The sequence below is a fragment of the Phaeodactylibacter sp. genome (assembly GCF_040219495.1).
Classification (GTDB): domain Bacteria; phylum Bacteroidota; class Bacteroidia; order Chitinophagales; family Saprospiraceae; genus Phaeodactylibacter.
Map to the genome: position 1 here is coordinate 79,082 of NZ_JAVJSK010000155.1, position 17,244 is coordinate 96,325.

Sequence of the window (17,244 nt, forward strand, 5' to 3'; positions counted from 1 at the left end):
CTCGTTTAGTAAACCTCGCCTTTAGCCGCCCGCAGGGTGTTTATGAGCAGAGACACGACCGTCAGCTGTCCTACGCCACCGGGCACCGGCGTTATCCAGGAAGCCTTTTCGGCAACAGCCGCATAGTCTACATCCCCGCACAGGCGATAGCCTTTTTCAAGCTCGGGGGCATCCACGCGATTGATACCCACATCAATGATCACGGCTCCCTCCTTCACCATTTCGGGTTTCACAAATTCCGGGATACCGATGGCGGCCACCAGGATATCTGCCCGGCGGGTGTGCTCAGCCAAGTCTTTGGTGCGGGAATGGCAAAGGGTGACGGTCGCGTTACCAGGGTAGCCCTTCCGGGAAAGCAGGATGCTTATGGGCGTACCAACGATATTGCTACGGCCCAGCACAACAACTTCCTTGCCCTCTGTGGGCAGCTCATAGCGGCGGATCATTTCCAGAATACCCGCGGGTGTGGCGGGCAGGTAGCAGGGCAGGCTTTGCGCCATACGGCCAAAATTCACCGGATGGAAACCGTCCACGTCCTTTCGCGGGTCAATAGCCAGGGTCACGCGCTCTTCATTAATATGAGCCGGCAGGGGCAACTGCACAATAAAACCGTCAATACGGTCATCAGCATTTAAGTCATGTACAGCTTTGAGCACAGCAGCTTCCGAAGCATCAGCACCTAACCGGATCAAGGTAGATTCAAAGCCCACCTTTTCGCAGGACCGGACCTTATTGCGCACATAAACCTGGCTGGCAGGGTCTTCTCCAACCAGAACAGCAGCCAGGTGGGGAGCACGCTGCCCGCTTGCTGTCAGCTGCTTCACTTCTTCTGCCAATTCTGCCCGAATCGTTTTGGCAAGGGTTCTTCCATCAAGTATCTGCATAGGGTTGGTTTTTGCCACAAAGGTAGGAATTAATCAAGAGAACAGCGCCTTTGAAGTAAGCGCAGCAGACACAACCTTGGCTTCTTTGAGGTGTTAAGAAAGCATATCCAAAAGCTTCCCCGGCCCCAACAGCACAGACCGGCACGGGGAACAGCCCCGATACCGGCTCAGACCAACCTAAACCACAACGACTATTCAATCCAATATGAACTTCAAGGAACTGCAAGAACAACTGGCACAAACCAAAACCACACTCGTGGCGGTCTCCAAAACCAAGCCCAACGAGAAAATCCTGAGCTTGTACGAACAAGGGCAGCGGGATTTCGGAGAGAACCGGGTACAGGAAATGGCCGACAAGTACGCGGCTCTGCCTCAAGACATCCGCTGGCATTTTATCGGGCATTTGCAGACCAACAAAGTCAAATATATGGCGGAGTTTGTACATTTGGTACACTCCGTAGATCGCCAGAAAATACTCAAGGAAATCAATAAACGTGCTAAACAGCACGACCGGGTCATCGACTGCCTGCTTCAGTTCCATATTGCTGAGGAGGAGAGCAAGTTCGGCTTTGACCTGGCTGAAGCGAAAGGCATGCTGGAAGCCGAAGCCTTCAAAAACTTCAACAACATCCGTATTTGCGGGGTCATGGGCATGGCGACCTTCACCGAGGACGAGCAAAAAGTCAGGCGGGAATTCCAGGCCCTGCATAAGATTTTTGATACCCTACACACCAACTACTTTGCTGATCAGCCCCACTTCAGGGAAATCTCTATGGGCATGTCCGGCGACTATCCCATTGCGCAGGAAGAAGGCAGCACGATGGTCCGCATCGGCAGCTTGTTATTTGGCCCAAGAACTTAATCCTGCAACCATGCAAATAACCATCATCGGAGCGGGCAACGTGGGCAGCCATCTTGCCCGGGCACTGCACGGCAGCGGGCATACGGTAGCGCAAATTTACAGCCGCCAGCTTTCTAATGCCAGGGGGGCCGCCAAGCCGGTGAATGCCCAGCCGATTGATCGCCTCAGTGCGGTGAGCCCCAACACCCAGCTGTGCCTCCTTTCTGTAAAGGACGACGCTATCGGCAGCGTAGCCGCTACCGTTTCGCAGTACTTACCGGAGGGCGCCATTATAGCCCACACCTCCGGGGCAACGCCTGCCACAGCACTGTCTGCACACTGGCCGCACTTTGGGGTGTTTTACCCCCTCCAAACCCTTTCCAAAAATCAGCCGGCCGACTTTGACCACATCCCCCTCTGCATCGACGGGGCTTCACCGGGCATCCAACAGGTCCTGCTGCAACTGGCCCGGAGCATCAGTAGCCAGGTCTACCTTGTAGACGATGAACAGCGCGCCATTTTGCACCTTGCTGCTGTATTCATCAATAACTTCACCAACGCTATGCTACAGGCTGGACATACCCTCACGCAGGAGGCCCAACTGCCGCAGGGCATCCTGAAGCCGCTGCTTCACGCAACAATCGAAAAAGGGAGCCGGTACGAACCCCGGACGGTACAAACCGGTCCTGCCATCCGGTCAGACCAGCAAACCATAGAGCGCCACCTCGGGCAACTGGCGAACCATCCCGAACTCTCAGCTGTCTATAAAGCCATTACTGCTTACATCAAAACATTCTAATTCATGCGCATCGCTGGCTACATTGAGCATTCTGCCCTGAAAATCACCATCTTCCAGATGGACAACCGCTTCACCGTAAAATTTGAAGACGGGAAAAACGAACAAGCTTACAAATTCCGAACCGGCCAGTTTATCAACTCCGTTCAGGATATCCGGCGGTTGGTAGATGCCGCTTTTATTCAGGAGGTGATGGTGGAGATGGGGCGTATGCACCGTGTGCACCAAAGTGCGCTCCAAAGGCTTCAGCCCGAAGAAACGGAAGACGAATTTGATGAGATTATCTAATTTCCTGCTTCACCGTCAAATTCAGGCCTCACTATCCTGCACTTTATTGGACAAGGTTTAGTTAATTTATGCCCGGAACAAATCCTTCCACTTTATGCCTCATGCTTCCCGAACTGGCCAGAGTGCTCCACTTGGTGCCACGGTTTACCCAGACGGTACCAACTTTAGCATTTTTTCCAAGTATGCCTCAGCCGTTGAACTTTTACTCTTTAAAGCCGATGACCACAGCAAGCCTTTACAGGTTTTTCGCCTGAACCCAGAGACCAATAAAACCTTTTATTACTGGCATATCTTTCTGGAAGACGTTCAGGAGGGGCAGCTTTACGGATGGAAAATCTACGGGCCCTACGCGCCTGAGATCGGCTACTACTTTGACGGCAACAAGCTCCTTACGGACCCCTATGCTAAAGCAGTGGTCATGGACACTTACGACCGGGAAGCGGCGAAGCGGCCCGGGGACAACACAGCCGCCGCTATTAAAAGCGTAGTGGTGGGAGGAAGCACCTACGACTGGGAAGGAGACCGTCCGCTCAACCACCCCTACTCCCACTCTATCATTTATGAGCTGCACGTTGGGGGGTTCACCAAGCACCCCAACTCAGGAGTGCCCGACGACCTCCGGGGGACTTACCGGGGGCTGATCGAAAAAATCCCCTATCTGAAGGAATTGGGCATTAACTCCGTAGAGCTGATGCCCGTACAGCAATTTGACCCCGCTGATGTGCCCGACCCCAGCCGGACTAACTACTGGGGCTACGCACCTATTGCGCTATTTGCACCACATACCGGTTTCGCCAGTACCCAGGACCCGATCGGCGCAGTCCATGAATTCCGGGATATGGTCAAAGCCCTCCACCGGGCCGGCATAGAAGTGATCCTGGACGTGGTTTTCAACCATACCGGAGAAGGCGGCGCAGATGGCCCTATCCTGTCTTTTAAAAGCATTGAGAACCGGGCCTACTATATGCTGGATGAGCAGTATCAGTACCGCAACTACTCTGGTACAGGCAATACCCTGAATACCAACCACTCTGTAGTGCGGCGCCTCATCCGCGACTGTTTGCGGTACTGGGTGGACGAGATGCACGTTGATGGCTTCCGTTTCGACCTGGCTTCTATCCTTTCCAGAGATGAAAACGGGCGGCCTGTTCAAAACCCGCCTATTCTATGGGAAATCGAGTCAGACCCGGTGCTGGCCCCCACCAAAATCATTGCTGAAGCCTGGGATGTACAGCAGTATCAACTGGGTAATTTTGTAGGCGACAAATGGGCGGAGTGGAACGGGGCGTACCGCGATGATATGCGCCGCTTCCTCAAGAGCGATCAGGGTATGGTGCCCATCGCGGCCAACCGGGTAAATGCCAGTCCGGACCTGTTTCGAAAATTGCTCCGTGACCCCAACCGCAGCATCAATTTCATCACTTGCCACGATGGCTTTACCCTCAACGACCTGGTGTCTTACGACCAAAAGCACAACTGGGCCAATGGAGAAGGCAACCGCGACGGGCACAACGATAACCACAGCTGGAACTGTGGTGCGGAAGGACCGACCCAAGACCCCGAAGTTCTGCAATTGCGGCAACGGCAGGTTAAAAACCACCTGACGCTCTTATTGCTCAGTCAGGGCACGCCTATGCTACTGATGGGAGATGAGGTCCGCCGTAGCCAACAGGGCAACAACAACGCTTATTGCCAGGATAATGAACTGAGTTGGTTTGACTGGGATGCCGTAGCGCAACAACAAGATCTGTTGCGTTTTGTCAAAGCGCTGATACAGCTTAATTTGAACACTCCTTATTTTCAGGAACATTTTTACTGGAACAGCCCCAAAGCGCTGGGGGGATCCCGTTGCCGGATGGGTGGCGTGCGGAACAATCAACCCGATTGGGGCCACGACTCTCATACGCTGTCCTATACCTTGAAAAACAACAACTACCAATACCGTATGCACGTGATGGTGAATACATTCTGGGAGCACCTGAATTTTCAAATCCCGAAGCCCAAGGGCGGGAAGCTCTGGAGGCGGATCATCAATACAGCTGCAGAGAGCCCGCAGGACATACACACGTTTGAAGAGGCACCGGTTATCCGTGGCGGCAGCGTATATGTCAATGCCCGTTCTGTGGTGGTATTGGTAGACGGCCAATAGCCGGAGGAGGGCTACCCGACCCCTATACCGTTGATCGCTTCGACGGCGCTGACTTCGGGGATTTTCCCAATTAGCGCCTGTTCGACCCCTGCTTTCATGGTCATCATGGACATACTACAGTTTTCGCAGGTGCCCAGCCATTTGATTTTCACAATATGGTCTTCGGTAATATCAACCACTTCCACGTTCCCTCCGTCAACTGCGAGGTGAGGGCGGACATCATCGAGCGCCTTGTCGACGCGTTGAATCAATTCTTGCTTCTTAGTATTCGACATGGCGCTTAATTATTCATTTTTACAATACGGGTCGGATCCATGGTTTCGTTGCGTACCGCAATCTGTCGGGCGGCATTTTCAGCCACCTCTTTCAGGGCTGCAGTAGCCTGAGGCAGGTCTCTCAGTATGGCAGGTTTGCCTTCATCACCGGACTCCCGGATGCTTTGTACGATAGGCACCTGCCCCAGCAGGACCGAGTTGCTTTCTTTGGCCAGTCGTTTGCCACCGCCTTCCCCAAAGAGGAAGTACTTATGATCCGGTAGTTCTGCCGGCGTAAACCAAGACATATTTTCCACTACGCCCAGGATAGGCACATTGACCGAAGGCAGCAGGAACATGTTCATGGCTTTGATGGCATCAGCGATAGCGACTTCCTGAGGGGTCGTAACCAGGATCGCCCCGGTCACGGGCACGGTTTGCACCAGGCTCAGCTGAATATCGCCGGTACCCGGCGGCAGGTCGACAATCAGGTAGTCCAGAGGCGGCCAGACCGTATCGTTGAAGAACTGCTTGATAATACCTGACAACCTTGGCCCACGGAGGACTACCGCCTGCTCGGGCTCTATAATAAAACCGATGGACATCACCGGGATACCGTAGGCTTCGAGCGGCATAATTTTTGGCTGATCGTAAATTTGCTTCACCTGCGGGCGCTGTCCCTGCAAGCCCAGCATGGTAGGGATGGAAGGCCCGTAAAGGTCGGCATCAATCAGGCCCACCTTAGCCCCCAGTTGCCGGAGCCCCAGAGCCAGGTTAACGGAGATCGTAGATTTGCCCACGCCCCCTTTACCAGAGCCTACTGCGATGATGTTTTTGATGTGGCTGACCGGGCCGCCAGAGGGTTGCTTCACCCCCGGCGCAGCGCTAATCATATGCACATTCACATTTGCATCGGGGTATAACTCCTGCACGGCCTGCATGCAAGCGAAATTCAAATCTGATTTATTCTTGGAATCCAGGGATGGCAATTCCAGGGAAAAATTGATATTATTGCCGTCGATTTCAAGGTCGCGCACCATATTCACGGTGATGATGTCCTGACCCGAATTTGGATCAATGACCTTGGCCAACGCCTTTACTATTTTTGTCTTATCTAAACTCACGCGAGCTAATTTCTATTTAGATTGAATAGGATTAAAAGGAAAAGCGAAATTACAAACAATTAAAAGCCCAGAACAGTTTTCAAGCTGTTTTATACATCAGCCCACTGCGAATGAGAGTTTTAAATGACCTGAACGCTTTGCCGGATTTTCAAAATGCCGTCGTCACCATCGGCTCCTTTGACGGCGTCCACCTTGGGCATCAGCAAATCCTGGACCGGGTCAAAAGGCTCGCCCGGCAATCTGATGGAGAAAGTATTGTCATCACTTTCCATCCCCACCCCCGCCTGGTAATCTACCCCAAAGACCAGAGCCTGCAGCTCATCACCTCTATTGATGAGAAGGTAGACCTGATGCGCCGCTACGGTATTGACAACGTCGTGGTAGTGCCCTTTACCGTGGCGTTTTCCCAACAGAGCGCTGATGAATACATCCAAAAATTTCTGGTAGAAAAGTTCCATCCCCGCTACATCGTCATTGGGTATGACCACCGCTTCGGGCTCAACCGGCAGGGAGATATTAACTACCTGAAGTGGCACGGGGAGCAGTCCGGTTACGAAGTAGAGGAGATTGGCAAGCATGAGGTAGAGGATATTGCGGTGAGCTCCACTAAAATCCGGCGCGCCCTGGAAACCGGGGCGGTTGATCAGGCGTACCGGTTGCTCGGGCACTATTTTTTCCTCACGGGCACCGTGGTACATGGCAACAAAATCGGGAAAAAACTGGGGTTCCCCACTGCCAATCTCGACCTTGGCAACCGCCACAAACTCCTGCCCCCGGCTGGCATCTATGCCGTCTACGCTTACCATAAAGAGCAACGGTACGGCGGCATGCTGTACATAGGCGACCGTCCTACCCTTAAGGAATACCAGAACAAAACCATTGAGGTCAACCTTTTTGACTTTGACAAAGATATCTATGGCGATAAGCTGCGCCTGGAGCTCGTAGCCCGCACCCGGGACGACCAGGCGTTTGAAGACCTGGAGCAGTTGAGCATGCAGTTGGCACAGGACAGAAAGGAGACCCAGGCCATCATCAAATCGCTGGAGGGCAGCGTGGAAGCAAAAGCAGCGGAGCCGCCCCGCGTCGCTATCGTCATCCTCAATTACAATGGAAGAGGGTACCTGGAGCGTTTCCTGCCCAAGGTCCTGGAACATACTGACGGGCGCTTTGAGGTTGTCATTGCTGATAATGGCTCTACCGACGACTCCCTGGCTTTTCTGGCTGCGGCTTATCCTCACCTGCGCCATATTGACCTGAAAATCAACTACGGCTTTGCAGAAGGCTACAATCAGGCCCTGGAGCAAGTCGATGCCCCCTACTTCCTTCTGCTCAACTCCGATGTGGAAGTTACGCCCGGATGGCTGGACGCCCTGGTGGAACTCATGGAGCGTGACCCTAGTGTCGGAGCAGTACAGCCCAAGATCCTGGCGTACCACGAACGGGAAAAATTTGAGTATGCAGGTGCCGCCGGGGGCTGGCTCGACAACCTGGGCTACCCTTTCTGCCGGGGGCGTATTTTCTCAGTTACCGAAACCGATAGAGGGCAGTACGACGAGCTGCAGGAAGTCTTCTGGGCAACCGGAGCCGCCTTCCTGGTTCGGTCTTCCTTATTCAAGCAGCTTGGCGGCTTTGACGGAGACTACTTTGCCCACTCCGAAGAGATTGATCTTTGCTGGCGCATCAAACGAGCCGGCTACAAAATCATGGCCCGGCCGAGATCCGTGGTCTATCATGTTGGCGGAGGCACCCTCTCCTACAATACGCCACGTAAGGCTTTCCTTAACTTTCGCAACAGCCTGTTCACCCTGGTAAAAAATGAGACCACGAGCCGCCTGGCCTGGATACTGCCCGCCCGGTTGGTATTGGATGGCGTAGCGGCGCTTTTGTTCCTGTCGCAGGGCAAGTTCCAGCATATCGGGGCAATTGTACGCGCCCACTGGTCCTTCTTCGGGCAATGGAAAAAAACCTGGCAAAAGCGCCGCGCCAATCAGGACCGGGTCGCCAAAGTCAGCATTGCTCCGGAGCCCAACCTTGCCGGGCGGTACAAAAAGAGCATCGTGTGGGCGTTCTATGCTAAAAACCGCCATTACTTTAAAGACCTTTAATCCCAACGCGTTGTGCTAAGAAGAACCAAAACCAAGTCCGATGCCAAAGTATAAACCGGAAATTATCTATCAGGACGACGAACTGCTGGTCGTCAACAAACCTACCGGGCTGCTCACCCTTCCCGACCGGTTCAAACCCGATGAGAAGCCCAACCTGAAGACACAGCTAGACCAGGCATTCGGCAAAGTCTGGACGGTACACCGGCTCGACCGTGAAACCTCCGGGCTCCTCGTTTTTGCCCTCAACGAGGAAAGTCACCGCAGCTTATCCAGTCAATTCCAGGAAAGAACCGTAGAGAAAACCTATCTAGCCATTTTGGATGGCTGCCCTTCAGAAGACCAGGGTACCATCGACCGGCCGCTTGGCCCAAACCCGGCTAAACCCGGGCAGATGATGGTTGTCAGAAAGGGCAAACCCTCTGTAACCCATTTCAAAGTCATTGAAGCGTTCCGGCAATTTGCACTGGTGTCGTTTCAGATTGAAACCGGGCGTACCCACCAAATCCGGGTACACGCTGCATCAATCGGGCACCCACTCGCTGTTGATGCCTTTTATGGGCGGCGGGAAAACCTCTACCTTTCAGAGATCAAACGCCGCGGCTTTCAGCTGGGCAAAACCCAGGAAGAACGCCCCCTGCTGAGCCGCATTGCGCTGCATTCAAGCCAGCTTTCCTTCACGCATCCGACCACGCAGGAACTGCTCACTTTGGAAGCCCCACTGCCCAAGGATCTGCGGGCTGTGTTAAATCAGCTCAGAAAATGGGGAAAAACACCATAGATCAGTATGATAAACGCCATTTTTTTGTAGCTTGCTCTACAGAAGCACAACCTGCCGACAGGCTCTACTACGACGAATATGCCTCTAAGAACAGTTTTGAAAATATGGATGGGGCTACTACTGCCTCTTTGGGGATGGGCTCAGCCAGAAAAGGCAGCCCTGGAAATGGCGAACAAGCTGGGGCTTTGTGATGCCCTGACTTCCCGGAGCGGAGAGGTCTACGAAAGTGCCCCCTGCTCCAATTGCAATATTGAGTACATCCCGCTGATTGGCAACAGCCAAAACCCTGATCTTTTATTCATCGAAATAGAATCCGCTTCCCACTGTGGGTCCGGAGGTTGCAGTGGCCATATCTACATGCGCCGCGGTCCGGATTATGAGCAGGTACTGGGCCTGTTTGGTTACTACGAGCGCAGTGTGCCCCGGTCCGGCAATCAACCCGCCGATCTGGTTTACCTGCACGTAGACGGTGGCAGTCAGGACTATAATGGAGATGGATTTGATGACCGTGCCAGCATTTGGATGCAATACCGCTGGAATCAGGACAACAAGAAATACCTACCTTACGACATCCTCCGTATTAAAGTGAATGGCAAGAGTATCCCCCTTTCCACCAAAAGAACCCGCTTGCTACAGGAATGGACTCGCAACAACCGCTGGTCTTTCTAAGTAGCCCCTGACTGACCTGCCGTTCAGAACGCTGCGCGAATACTTGCTCTACGCCACTAGCCTAAGAGCATGTTTGGAGCTCGTTGCTATTGCAAATCAACGCTTTATGAACCCGACTTCCTCACTAAATTTTTCATTTAGCCCCCTAAACTCAAATTTAGTGACTTTGCCAGAACCATAAATCCTTGATTTTCATGACGAAACCGCTCCAAACATGCTCTAAGAGGTTATTGGGCTTTTGGCGCGAACGCTCCCAAAAGCAAAATCCAAACAGCTCTAAACCCTAATTATTGCAAAGCGCTTTGCATTCTGCCACTTTTACCCAACTTTTGTCGCCAAAAAAAAGAATTAACCGCTTTTAGATGGGGATATGCCCGAAGAATAGAATATTTTTGCATCCGAGCTGTCACTGAACTATTCATTTGGGGCAACGGCCCTCTACATACCGATCCGTAAAACACCAAAACATGCAGAATCGCCCCCCGACGGATGCATTCCCGCCAGAAAATACCCAAAGCTGCTTTGCAGACCATTTAAAATTGCTATTTTTGTTGGGCACCCACCTCAATTTTCAAGCGGCAAACCAAGCTTTAAAACGAAACCTCTTTTTCATCAAGCCGCAAAATCTATCTATCTTATCCCACCAATTTACGGAAGTCAGCACCGGGCCATACAGAACATGCCCGAAATCCTAAATTCAAAACAATTTGAAATCCTCACTTCATGAGCATGCATCAACGCCTACTCGTACTTATTGCATTTTTTGTCTTTGCTGTTGCCGGGCAAGCCCAGAATTACCTCATGGGCGAGTCCCCGCTAATCAACTCCTGTGACGGGCTATTCCTGGATACCGGAGGTAATATGAACGGATATGGCCCTAATGAGGACCTTGAAATGACATTTTGCCCCACTGGTGCAGGAGAAAATATTCAGCTTAACTTTCCGGGCATAAACATTCAGCCCGGTGACCTCCTCTGCTTCTACGATGGGGAAGACACCGCTGCGCCCCTGCTGGCCTGCTCCAACGAACTCACCTACGGCAACGGTATCATCATTCAGGCCACAGCTGCCAACCCATCAGGGTGCGTGACCATCACCTTTACCTCCGATGCGACCGGAGAAGATGCCGGCTGGAGCGCCAATATTGAATGTATACAAGACTGCCAGACGATTCTGTCCACGATTGCCTTTTCGGACCCTGCCATCGTGCCGGCTGATACCGGCTACATCGACATCTGCCCCGGCGACCGCGTGGAGTTTCAGGGACAGGGCAATTATCCCCAGAATAACCTGGATTATCCGCAGTCAGACCTTTCCTCCACCTTCGTTTGGAATTTTGGGGACGGGTCCGAAGCTGTAGGCCCTAATGTTTCGCACGAATATACGGAGCCGGGCGGCTATACGGTACAACTCACCATCACGGATACGGAAGGCTGTACCAGCACCAACTTCATTTCGCAGCGGGTCCGCGTATCCACTTACCCGGAATACAACTTTGGCGATGCCCTCGAACCGGGCTGTGTGGGAGATACCATCAGCCTGACCGGCCTGATAGATACCATGATTAGTGGTGTGGATGTGTCCGCCTCCACTGTGGAAGGCAGCTTTCAGCAGGGGGGTAGCCGCTCAGACACGCTACTGCTTCCAGACGGTAACGGCACCAGCTACTTCTCTTCGGTGGGCCTGAACCAATTCCCTCCAGGCTCCACACTGACCAATTCTGATCTCCTGTCCAGCGTTTGCCTGATTATGGAGCACTCTTACGGAGGTGACCTCGACATTGAGTTGATTTGCCCAAACGGGCAGTCGGTCTTCATCCTGGACTATGGAACATCATCCGTTGGCTCCACCAACTTCGGCGAACCTTTCGCTACCGGTGGGGTAGACAGCCAATCCAGTGACCTGACGCCAGGCGTGCCTTATCAATACTGCTTCAGCATGACCGGGACAGATTATGGCTCTCTCAACGCTGAAGCAGGAGATTACCAGTATTCTTACACTACTGTTCCAAGCCAAAACACCGGGCAGACCTATTCTTATATGGATTCCTACTTTCCGGAAGGAAGCTATCTACCTCAACAAGACTTTGCCAGCCTCGAAGGCTGCCCGCTCAATGGAGAGTGGACCATCCGCGTGCAGGACAACCTCACCCAGGATAACGGATGGCTCTTCCAGTGGGGCCTGAACTTTGACCCCAGCTTGTTTGCCAACCTAGAGGTCTTCCAGCCCGTGATTACCAACTGGGGCTGGATTGAGAATGACAATATGACGTTCTACAGCCAGGACTCTATCTCGGCGGTGTCCGAGAATGCCGGCAGTGCCAGCTACACCTTCAGTATAGAAAATGACTTCGGCTGTACATTCGATACCACCGTAACTATTGATGTCCTGCCCATCACACACCCGGACTGCTACACTTGCGGAGTAGCTAGTAATCAGCTGGCCGATACCGTCATTTGCGAAGGTGAAAGCGTGGCCCTTGATGCAAGCTCCTCCCTTGCGGGCATGGTCCCGATCACTTTTGAGCAAATCCCGCAAATCCCATTCGGAGCGGCCAACTATCCCAATAACAACCCCTACGAGTCTGTCGTCAATGTAAACAGTATCAACCCATTGGTACTGAGCGATCCTAACACTCAAATCGAATCCGTCTGTGTCAATATTGAAACCAACTGGAACGGCGATATCAACCTGTTCCTTGAATCCCCGTCCGGGCAAACCCTGGAACTCAGCACCGGTAACGGAGGAGGTTCTGACAACTACACCAACACCTGCTTCACACCAACGGCAGTGGCCTCTATTACTACCGGCACCGGGCCATTCACCGGCAATTACCTCCCGGAAGGCAACTGGGCAGACCTGACCGGCAGTACCATCAACGGTAACTGGATACTCCGGGCTTCCGATGCTTTCGCGCCTGTTGATGTAGGGGAATTCACTTCCTGGTCCATCACTTTCAACAACAACAACGAGGTGACTTATGACTGGGAAGGTCCCGGCTTGTCCTGTACCGATTGCCCCGCCCCGGTGGCTACGCCTGCCACTACCAGCAGCTATATCGTTGAAACGAACGACAGCTACGGCTGTATGGCTATGGATACAGTTCTGGTTGGGGTGGTTTCTGATATTGCCGCCCCTCAGGTCAGCTGCATCGTTAGTGGCCCGGGCGTGCTGCAATTTGACTGGACCGCAGTTGGTGATTTCACACAGTATGAAATCCGCGCTACCATCAATGGGGTCACCGGCGACTGGGAAGGCCCGATCAATGGCACTACTTATGAATTAACCGGGCTCAGCAATAGCGATAATGTCACCTTTGAAGTCCGGGTATTTACCGGTGGAGCGCAGCTAGATTGCGAGGTTGCAGTAGGCACAACGGTCTGTTCCATCGCGCTTTGTACCCTCAGCGGTACTGCCGATGCCCTCACAGACCCCACTTGCTTCGGAGCCTCCGATGGCAGCGCTACGATCATTGATCAGGGTGGAATAGCCCCCATCACTTACCAGCTTGATGGCGGCACACCACAGTCTGATCCTACCTTTACCGGGCTTAGCGCCGGCAATTACGAAGTAATTATTATGGACACCAATGGCTGTGCCGACACCCTGCAGTTTGGCCTCAACGAGCCAGACACCCTTACCGTTAGCCTGCAAATCACAGAAACCATCGACTGCCACAGCGGGCAGCAAGGTGCGCTTGCAGCTACAGCGAACGGTGGCAATGGTGGCTACAGTTATAACTGGGGAGATGCAGGCATTGGCGACACCCCAACCCCCAATAGCCTAATGGCAGGCACCTATACGCTGGCAGTTACCGACAGCCTGGGCTGTACCGCTTTGGACACCATAACCCTGACCCAGCCGGACTCCATCATCATAGACCTGATCCCTCAGGCCGCGAGCTGTGCCGGGCTCCCGGACGGTGCCCTGCAAAGTGTAGTCAGTGGCGGGGTACAACCCTATGATTACCAATGGAGCAACAACGCAACAACAACTGACATTAGCGCTGTGGCAGCGGGCAACTACTGCCTAACGATCACCGATGGTAATGGCTGTGAACAAATTGCCTGTGCAGATATTGAGGCACCTCCGGCCCTCCTGATTGACTCCATTACCTTTACCCCGGCGCTTTGCAATGGGGCGGAGAATGGCACGGCTACCGTCTCTGCAAGTGGCGGCACCGGAGCGTACACCTATCAATGGAGCGATGCCTTGTCGCAGATCACCGCAACCGCCGACCTGCTCAGTGCTCAATCCTATACCGTGACGGTGACCGATGAGAACAGCTGTATGGTAGAGCAATCAGTCATGATCACAGAGCCAGACGCCCTCAGTGTCAGCTTTGACGTACAGGATGCCAGTTGTAATGGCAGTGCCGATGGCTCGGCCACTGCTATGCCTGCAGGCGGTACAGCACCTTACAATTATAACTGGAGCAACCAACAGGATACCCCAACCGCCGACGGCCTGCCTGCCGGTGAGGTACAAGTCACCATTACCGATGCCAATGGCTGTGTACTCGAATCAGCCACTCAGCTGGACGAACCGGAAGATGCGGTCATGCTGGAAGTCCTCCAAACCCAGCAAGGCTGCTTCGGGCAGCAAGGCAACCAGGCAATGGCCACAGGGAGTGGCGGCACAGGCGGCTTTACCTACAGCTGGAGCAACGGGCAGGCTACCGCTACTGCTACCGGGCTCGACACCGTCTCCTACACTGTAACTGTAACCGACAACAGTGGCTGTACGGCAGTAGACACGATCCTCCCGGTTGATCTCGAAGAAATCACTTTCCTAATCATTACCAATCCGCCTTCCTGCAACGGGCAAGTTGATGGGCGGCTGGGCATTAACCAAATCTCCGGAGGCAGCGGACAGGTTTTCAACGACTACACCATTGCCTGGAGCACGGGCGATACCGGGCCGATTACGGACGGACTGGTGGGCGGGCAGACTTATATGGTGACAGTGACTGACGCACAGGGCTGCGAGCGGATACGCGAACGCTTCCTGCCAGAGCCCCCGGCGATAACAGTAGAGGTCTCCACAGACAGCGTAAGTTGCGCCGGAGGCGCAGATGGCAGTGCCGTAGCGGTAAACGTGACCGGTGATGCACCGCCTTTCACTTACAACTGGAGCAACGGCCAGACTACTGAAACCGCAACCGGCTTGCCTGCCGGCACCTACACCCTTACGGTCAACGACCAGAACGGATGTGCAGGCATTGCAGAATTCCGGATCACCGAGCCTACGGAACTGGAAGCCGATCTGGAAGGAGAAGATGTGGACTGCTTTGGCAACCTGAACGGCACGCTTACCGCTATACCAACGGGGGGCACGCCGGGCTACACCTTCAACTGGTCGAACGGGCAAAGCACGAGTATTGTAAACGGGCTGGGTGCAGGCAACTACACCCTCACCTTAACTGATGCTAATGGCTGCGAAACGGTGGCCAGTGACAGTATCAGGTCCCCCACCCCCTTGCAGGCTGCCCTGGCTGCCGAAAACCCGAATTGCTTTGGGGAAGCCAACGGCAGCATTCAGGTGAATGCCACAGGAGGTACACCGCCATATCGCTACAGCCTTGATAACAGCTTCTTTTCCGGATCGAGTATGCTGATCGGGCTGGAAGCAGAGGATTATGTGGTTTATATCCGTGATGGCAACGGGTGCCTAACTAGCGAGAACATTTCCATCAGCAACCCACCAGCACTGAAAGTCAATGCAGGCAGCGAAAGCTACACGATAACTCTGGGAGACAGTATCCGGCTTTATGGCTCCAGCGAAAATGCCCAGGGCAATGTCAGTTTCACCTGGATCCCCCCTTACGAAGGCACCCTCAGCTGTACGGGCTGTTACAACCCGGTTGCGACCCCCGAGTTTTCTATCCTGTACGAACTCGTTGGTGTGGACTCTGTGGGCTGCAGCGATAGCGATCAGGTGCTCATTTATGTCAATAAACCCAGAGTGGTGGAAGTGCCCACGGGCTTTACCCCTAATGGAGATGGCACCAATGACCGGCTCATTGTGCATGGCCAGGAAGGCACTTTAGTAGAGACCTTCCGGGTTTACGATCGATGGGGAGAGCTGGTTCACGAAACCAGTGAATTTGAGATCAATTCCGAAGCGAACGGCTGGGACGGCAACTACCGGGGCAAACCGCTTATGCCAGGTGTCTACATCTGGCAGGTCATTGTCCTTTATCCGGATGGACGGGAAGAAGCCCTGGATGGGCAAACTACCTTAATCCGATAACATCCCCGGCTTTAAAATACGATCAAACCGAAAAAAGCAGACTATGCGTTATATCTACACCATGCTATTGTTTCTGGGCACTGTGGCTGCACTTCAGGCACAAGACCCCAGATTGTCCCAGTTTTATGCAGCACCGCTGGAAATGAACCCGGCCATGATCGGCGTCTTTGAAGGGCGTAGCCGCTTTGTGGCCAATTACCGGGACCTCTACCCTGCGATTCTCGACAACAACCCTTACCGCACCCTTGCGGCTAGTTTTGACATGCGCTTCCGGGTACAAAACGGCGACTTCTTCGGTCTGGGCATCAGCGCTATGCGCGATGAGGTAGGGCTTGCCAATTTCAACCGTACGAAAGCCAATATTGGCGGCTCTTTTCTGAAACAGCTCGGTGGTTCCGGCTATCGGTCCTACACTCAATACCTTGTGGCTGGTGCACAGGTCGGGTTTGGGCAGCACGGCCTCAATTGGCAGCGACTGTGGTTTTCGGAGCAGTTCAATGCTTCCAACGGGTCTATTGATATGGGCGCAGACAACGGGGAGGGCTTTGGTGATGAAATGAGCACTGATTTATTCCTCGACTTCAACGCGGGCCTGCTGTGGTTCATCACGTTTGAGGACAACAAAAGCTTCTATGTGGGCGGCTCCATCATGCACCTCAATGAGCCAGACATTTCCTTCCTGGAAGCCAGTGAATCTGCGCTGGATATGCGTTTTGTAGGCCACTTGGGCGGAGAATTCCCACTGGCCACCGGGCTGAGCCTGCTCCCGGCAGCAGCAGTGATGAGTCAGGGCCCACACCTCAGCATCATGACGGGCGCTAACTTCCGCTATACCAACCGCGACTGGCGGGAAGTGGCGATCCGGGCCGGTGGCTGGGCGCACTTTTCCAATCAACTCGACGACGGTATGGGCATGGATGCCATCGTCGCGACAACGGTACTCGAAATGGAGCGTTGGAACATTGGGCTGAGCTATGACATCACTACGTCGGTACTGGCTACCGCCAACAACTCCAGAGGGGCCTTTGAGGTCAGCTTTATTTATACCCAGCCGGCACGCTGGCGCACGAATGTCACCTGCCCGAAGTTTTAATTAACGGGGCA

Annotated in this window: 13 protein-coding genes; 10 read left to right on the forward strand and 3 right to left on the reverse strand. The window is 53.6% G+C overall.

The window, feature by feature from the left end:
- Positions 1-5: 5 nt before the first annotated feature.
- Positions 6-884 carry a bifunctional 5,10-methylenetetrahydrofolate dehydrogenase/5,10-methenyltetrahydrofolate cyclohydrolase gene (locus RIC19_RS24610; RefSeq protein WP_350181047.1) on the reverse strand — a complete coding sequence of 293 codons (879 nt, stop codon included), beginning with the start codon at positions 882-884 and terminating at the stop codon, positions 6-8.
- Between the two features lie 205 nt (positions 885-1,089).
- On the opposite strand from RIC19_RS24610, the gene RIC19_RS24615 reads away from it, so the two are divergent.
- The 4 genes from RIC19_RS24615 to glgX all read left to right on the forward strand — a co-directional run bounded on the left by RIC19_RS24615 (position 1,090) and on the right by glgX (position 4,958).
- Positions 1,090-1,746 carry a YggS family pyridoxal phosphate-dependent enzyme gene (locus tag RIC19_RS24615; RefSeq protein WP_350181048.1) on the forward strand — a complete coding sequence of 219 codons (657 nt, stop codon included), beginning with the start codon at positions 1,090-1,092 and terminating at the stop codon, positions 1,744-1,746.
- A 10-nt stretch (positions 1,747-1,756) separates the two neighbouring features.
- Positions 1,757-2,524, forward strand: coding sequence for a Rossmann-like and DUF2520 domain-containing protein (locus RIC19_RS24620; RefSeq protein WP_350181049.1), 768 nt, complete (start codon positions 1,757-1,759; stop codon positions 2,522-2,524).
- Between the two features lie 3 nt (positions 2,525-2,527).
- Positions 2,528-2,809 carry a hypothetical protein gene (locus RIC19_RS24625; RefSeq protein ID WP_350181050.1) on the forward strand — a complete coding sequence of 94 codons (282 nt, stop codon included), beginning with the start codon at positions 2,528-2,530 and terminating at the stop codon, positions 2,807-2,809.
- A 94-nt stretch (positions 2,810-2,903) separates the two neighbouring features.
- Positions 2,904-4,958: a glycogen debranching protein GlgX gene (gene glgX, locus RIC19_RS24630; RefSeq protein ID WP_350181051.1), complete on the forward strand. Its 2,055-nt coding sequence runs from the start codon at positions 2,904-2,906 to the stop codon at positions 4,956-4,958.
- An 11-nt stretch (positions 4,959-4,969) separates the two neighbouring features.
- Here the strand turns inward: glgX and RIC19_RS24635 are convergent, their stop codons facing one another.
- Together RIC19_RS24635 and RIC19_RS24640 are read right to left on the reverse strand one after the other, a co-directional pair.
- Entirely contained in the window at positions 4,970-5,233 is a 264-nt protein-coding gene (locus RIC19_RS24635) for a NifU family protein (protein ID WP_350181052.1), read from the reverse strand.
- A gap of 5 nt (positions 5,234-5,238) precedes the next feature.
- The gene (locus tag RIC19_RS24640; protein WP_350181053.1) at positions 5,239-6,336 is read right to left on the reverse strand and encodes an Mrp/NBP35 family ATP-binding protein; all 1,098 of its coding nucleotides are present in this window, start codon (positions 6,334-6,336) and stop codon (positions 5,239-5,241) included.
- A 110-nt stretch (positions 6,337-6,446) separates the two neighbouring features.
- Between RIC19_RS24640 and RIC19_RS24645 the strand changes: the two genes are divergently transcribed.
- The 6 genes from RIC19_RS24645 to RIC19_RS24670 all read left to right on the forward strand — a co-directional run bounded on the left by RIC19_RS24645 (position 6,447) and on the right by RIC19_RS24670 (position 17,233).
- Entirely contained in the window at positions 6,447-8,441 is a 1,995-nt protein-coding gene (locus tag RIC19_RS24645; RefSeq protein ID WP_350181054.1) for a bifunctional riboflavin kinase/FAD synthetase, read from the forward strand.
- A 40-nt stretch (positions 8,442-8,481) separates the two neighbouring features.
- On the forward strand, positions 8,482-9,219 hold the full coding sequence (locus tag RIC19_RS24650; protein WP_350181055.1) for an RluA family pseudouridine synthase: 738 nt from the start codon (positions 8,482-8,484) through the stop codon (positions 9,217-9,219).
- Positions 9,201-9,410 carry a hypothetical protein gene (locus RIC19_RS24655; protein WP_350181056.1) on the forward strand — a complete coding sequence of 70 codons (210 nt, stop codon included), beginning with the start codon at positions 9,201-9,203 and terminating at the stop codon, positions 9,408-9,410. Before RIC19_RS24650 ends, RIC19_RS24655 begins: the two co-directional genes overlap by 19 nt.
- On the forward strand, positions 9,385-9,888 hold the full coding sequence (locus RIC19_RS24660; RefSeq protein WP_350181057.1) for a hypothetical protein: 504 nt from the start codon (positions 9,385-9,387) through the stop codon (positions 9,886-9,888). The genes RIC19_RS24655 and RIC19_RS24660 overlap by 26 nt, the downstream gene beginning before the upstream one ends.
- Before the next feature lie 723 nt (positions 9,889-10,611).
- Positions 10,612-16,140 (forward strand): proprotein convertase P-domain-containing protein, encoded by a 5,529-nt coding sequence (locus RIC19_RS24665; RefSeq protein WP_350181058.1) that lies wholly within the window; start codon positions 10,612-10,614, stop codon positions 16,138-16,140.
- A 43-nt stretch (positions 16,141-16,183) separates the two neighbouring features.
- Complete coding sequence (locus tag RIC19_RS24670; protein ID WP_350181059.1) at positions 16,184-17,233, forward strand: PorP/SprF family type IX secretion system membrane protein; 1,050 nt, start codon at positions 16,184-16,186, stop codon at positions 17,231-17,233.
- Positions 17,234-17,244: the final 11 nt, after the last annotated feature.

What these genes read in the sequence shown, in the direction of transcription:
- RIC19_RS24610 (WP_350181047.1), bottom strand. Translation starts at nt 884, where the DNA reads ATGCAGATACTTGATGGAAGAACCCTTGCCAAAACGATTCGGGCAGAA.
- RIC19_RS24615 (WP_350181048.1), top strand. Translation starts at nt 1,090, where the DNA reads ATGAACTTCAAGGAACTGCAAGAACAACTGGCACAAACCAAAACCACA.
- RIC19_RS24620 (WP_350181049.1), top strand. Translation starts at nt 1,757, where the DNA reads ATGCAAATAACCATCATCGGAGCGGGCAACGTGGGCAGCCATCTTGCC.
- RIC19_RS24625 (WP_350181050.1), top strand. Translation starts at nt 2,528, where the DNA reads ATGCGCATCGCTGGCTACATTGAGCATTCTGCCCTGAAAATCACCATC.
- glgX (WP_350181051.1), top strand. Translation starts at nt 2,904, where the DNA reads ATGCCTCATGCTTCCCGAACTGGCCAGAGTGCTCCACTTGGTGCCACG.
- RIC19_RS24635 (WP_350181052.1), bottom strand. Translation starts at nt 5,233, where the DNA reads ATGTCGAATACTAAGAAGCAAGAATTGATTCAACGCGTCGACAAGGCG.
- RIC19_RS24645 (WP_350181054.1), top strand. Translation starts at nt 6,447, where the DNA reads ATGAGAGTTTTAAATGACCTGAACGCTTTGCCGGATTTTCAAAATGCC.
- RIC19_RS24650 (WP_350181055.1), top strand. Translation starts at nt 8,482, where the DNA reads ATGCCAAAGTATAAACCGGAAATTATCTATCAGGACGACGAACTGCTG.
- RIC19_RS24655 (WP_350181056.1), top strand. Translation starts at nt 9,201, where the DNA reads ATGGGGAAAAACACCATAGATCAGTATGATAAACGCCATTTTTTTGTA.
- RIC19_RS24660 (WP_350181057.1), top strand. Translation starts at nt 9,385, where the DNA reads ATGGCGAACAAGCTGGGGCTTTGTGATGCCCTGACTTCCCGGAGCGGA.
- RIC19_RS24665 (WP_350181058.1), top strand. Translation starts at nt 10,612, where the DNA reads ATGAGCATGCATCAACGCCTACTCGTACTTATTGCATTTTTTGTCTTT.
- RIC19_RS24670 (WP_350181059.1), top strand. Translation starts at nt 16,184, where the DNA reads ATGCGTTATATCTACACCATGCTATTGTTTCTGGGCACTGTGGCTGCA.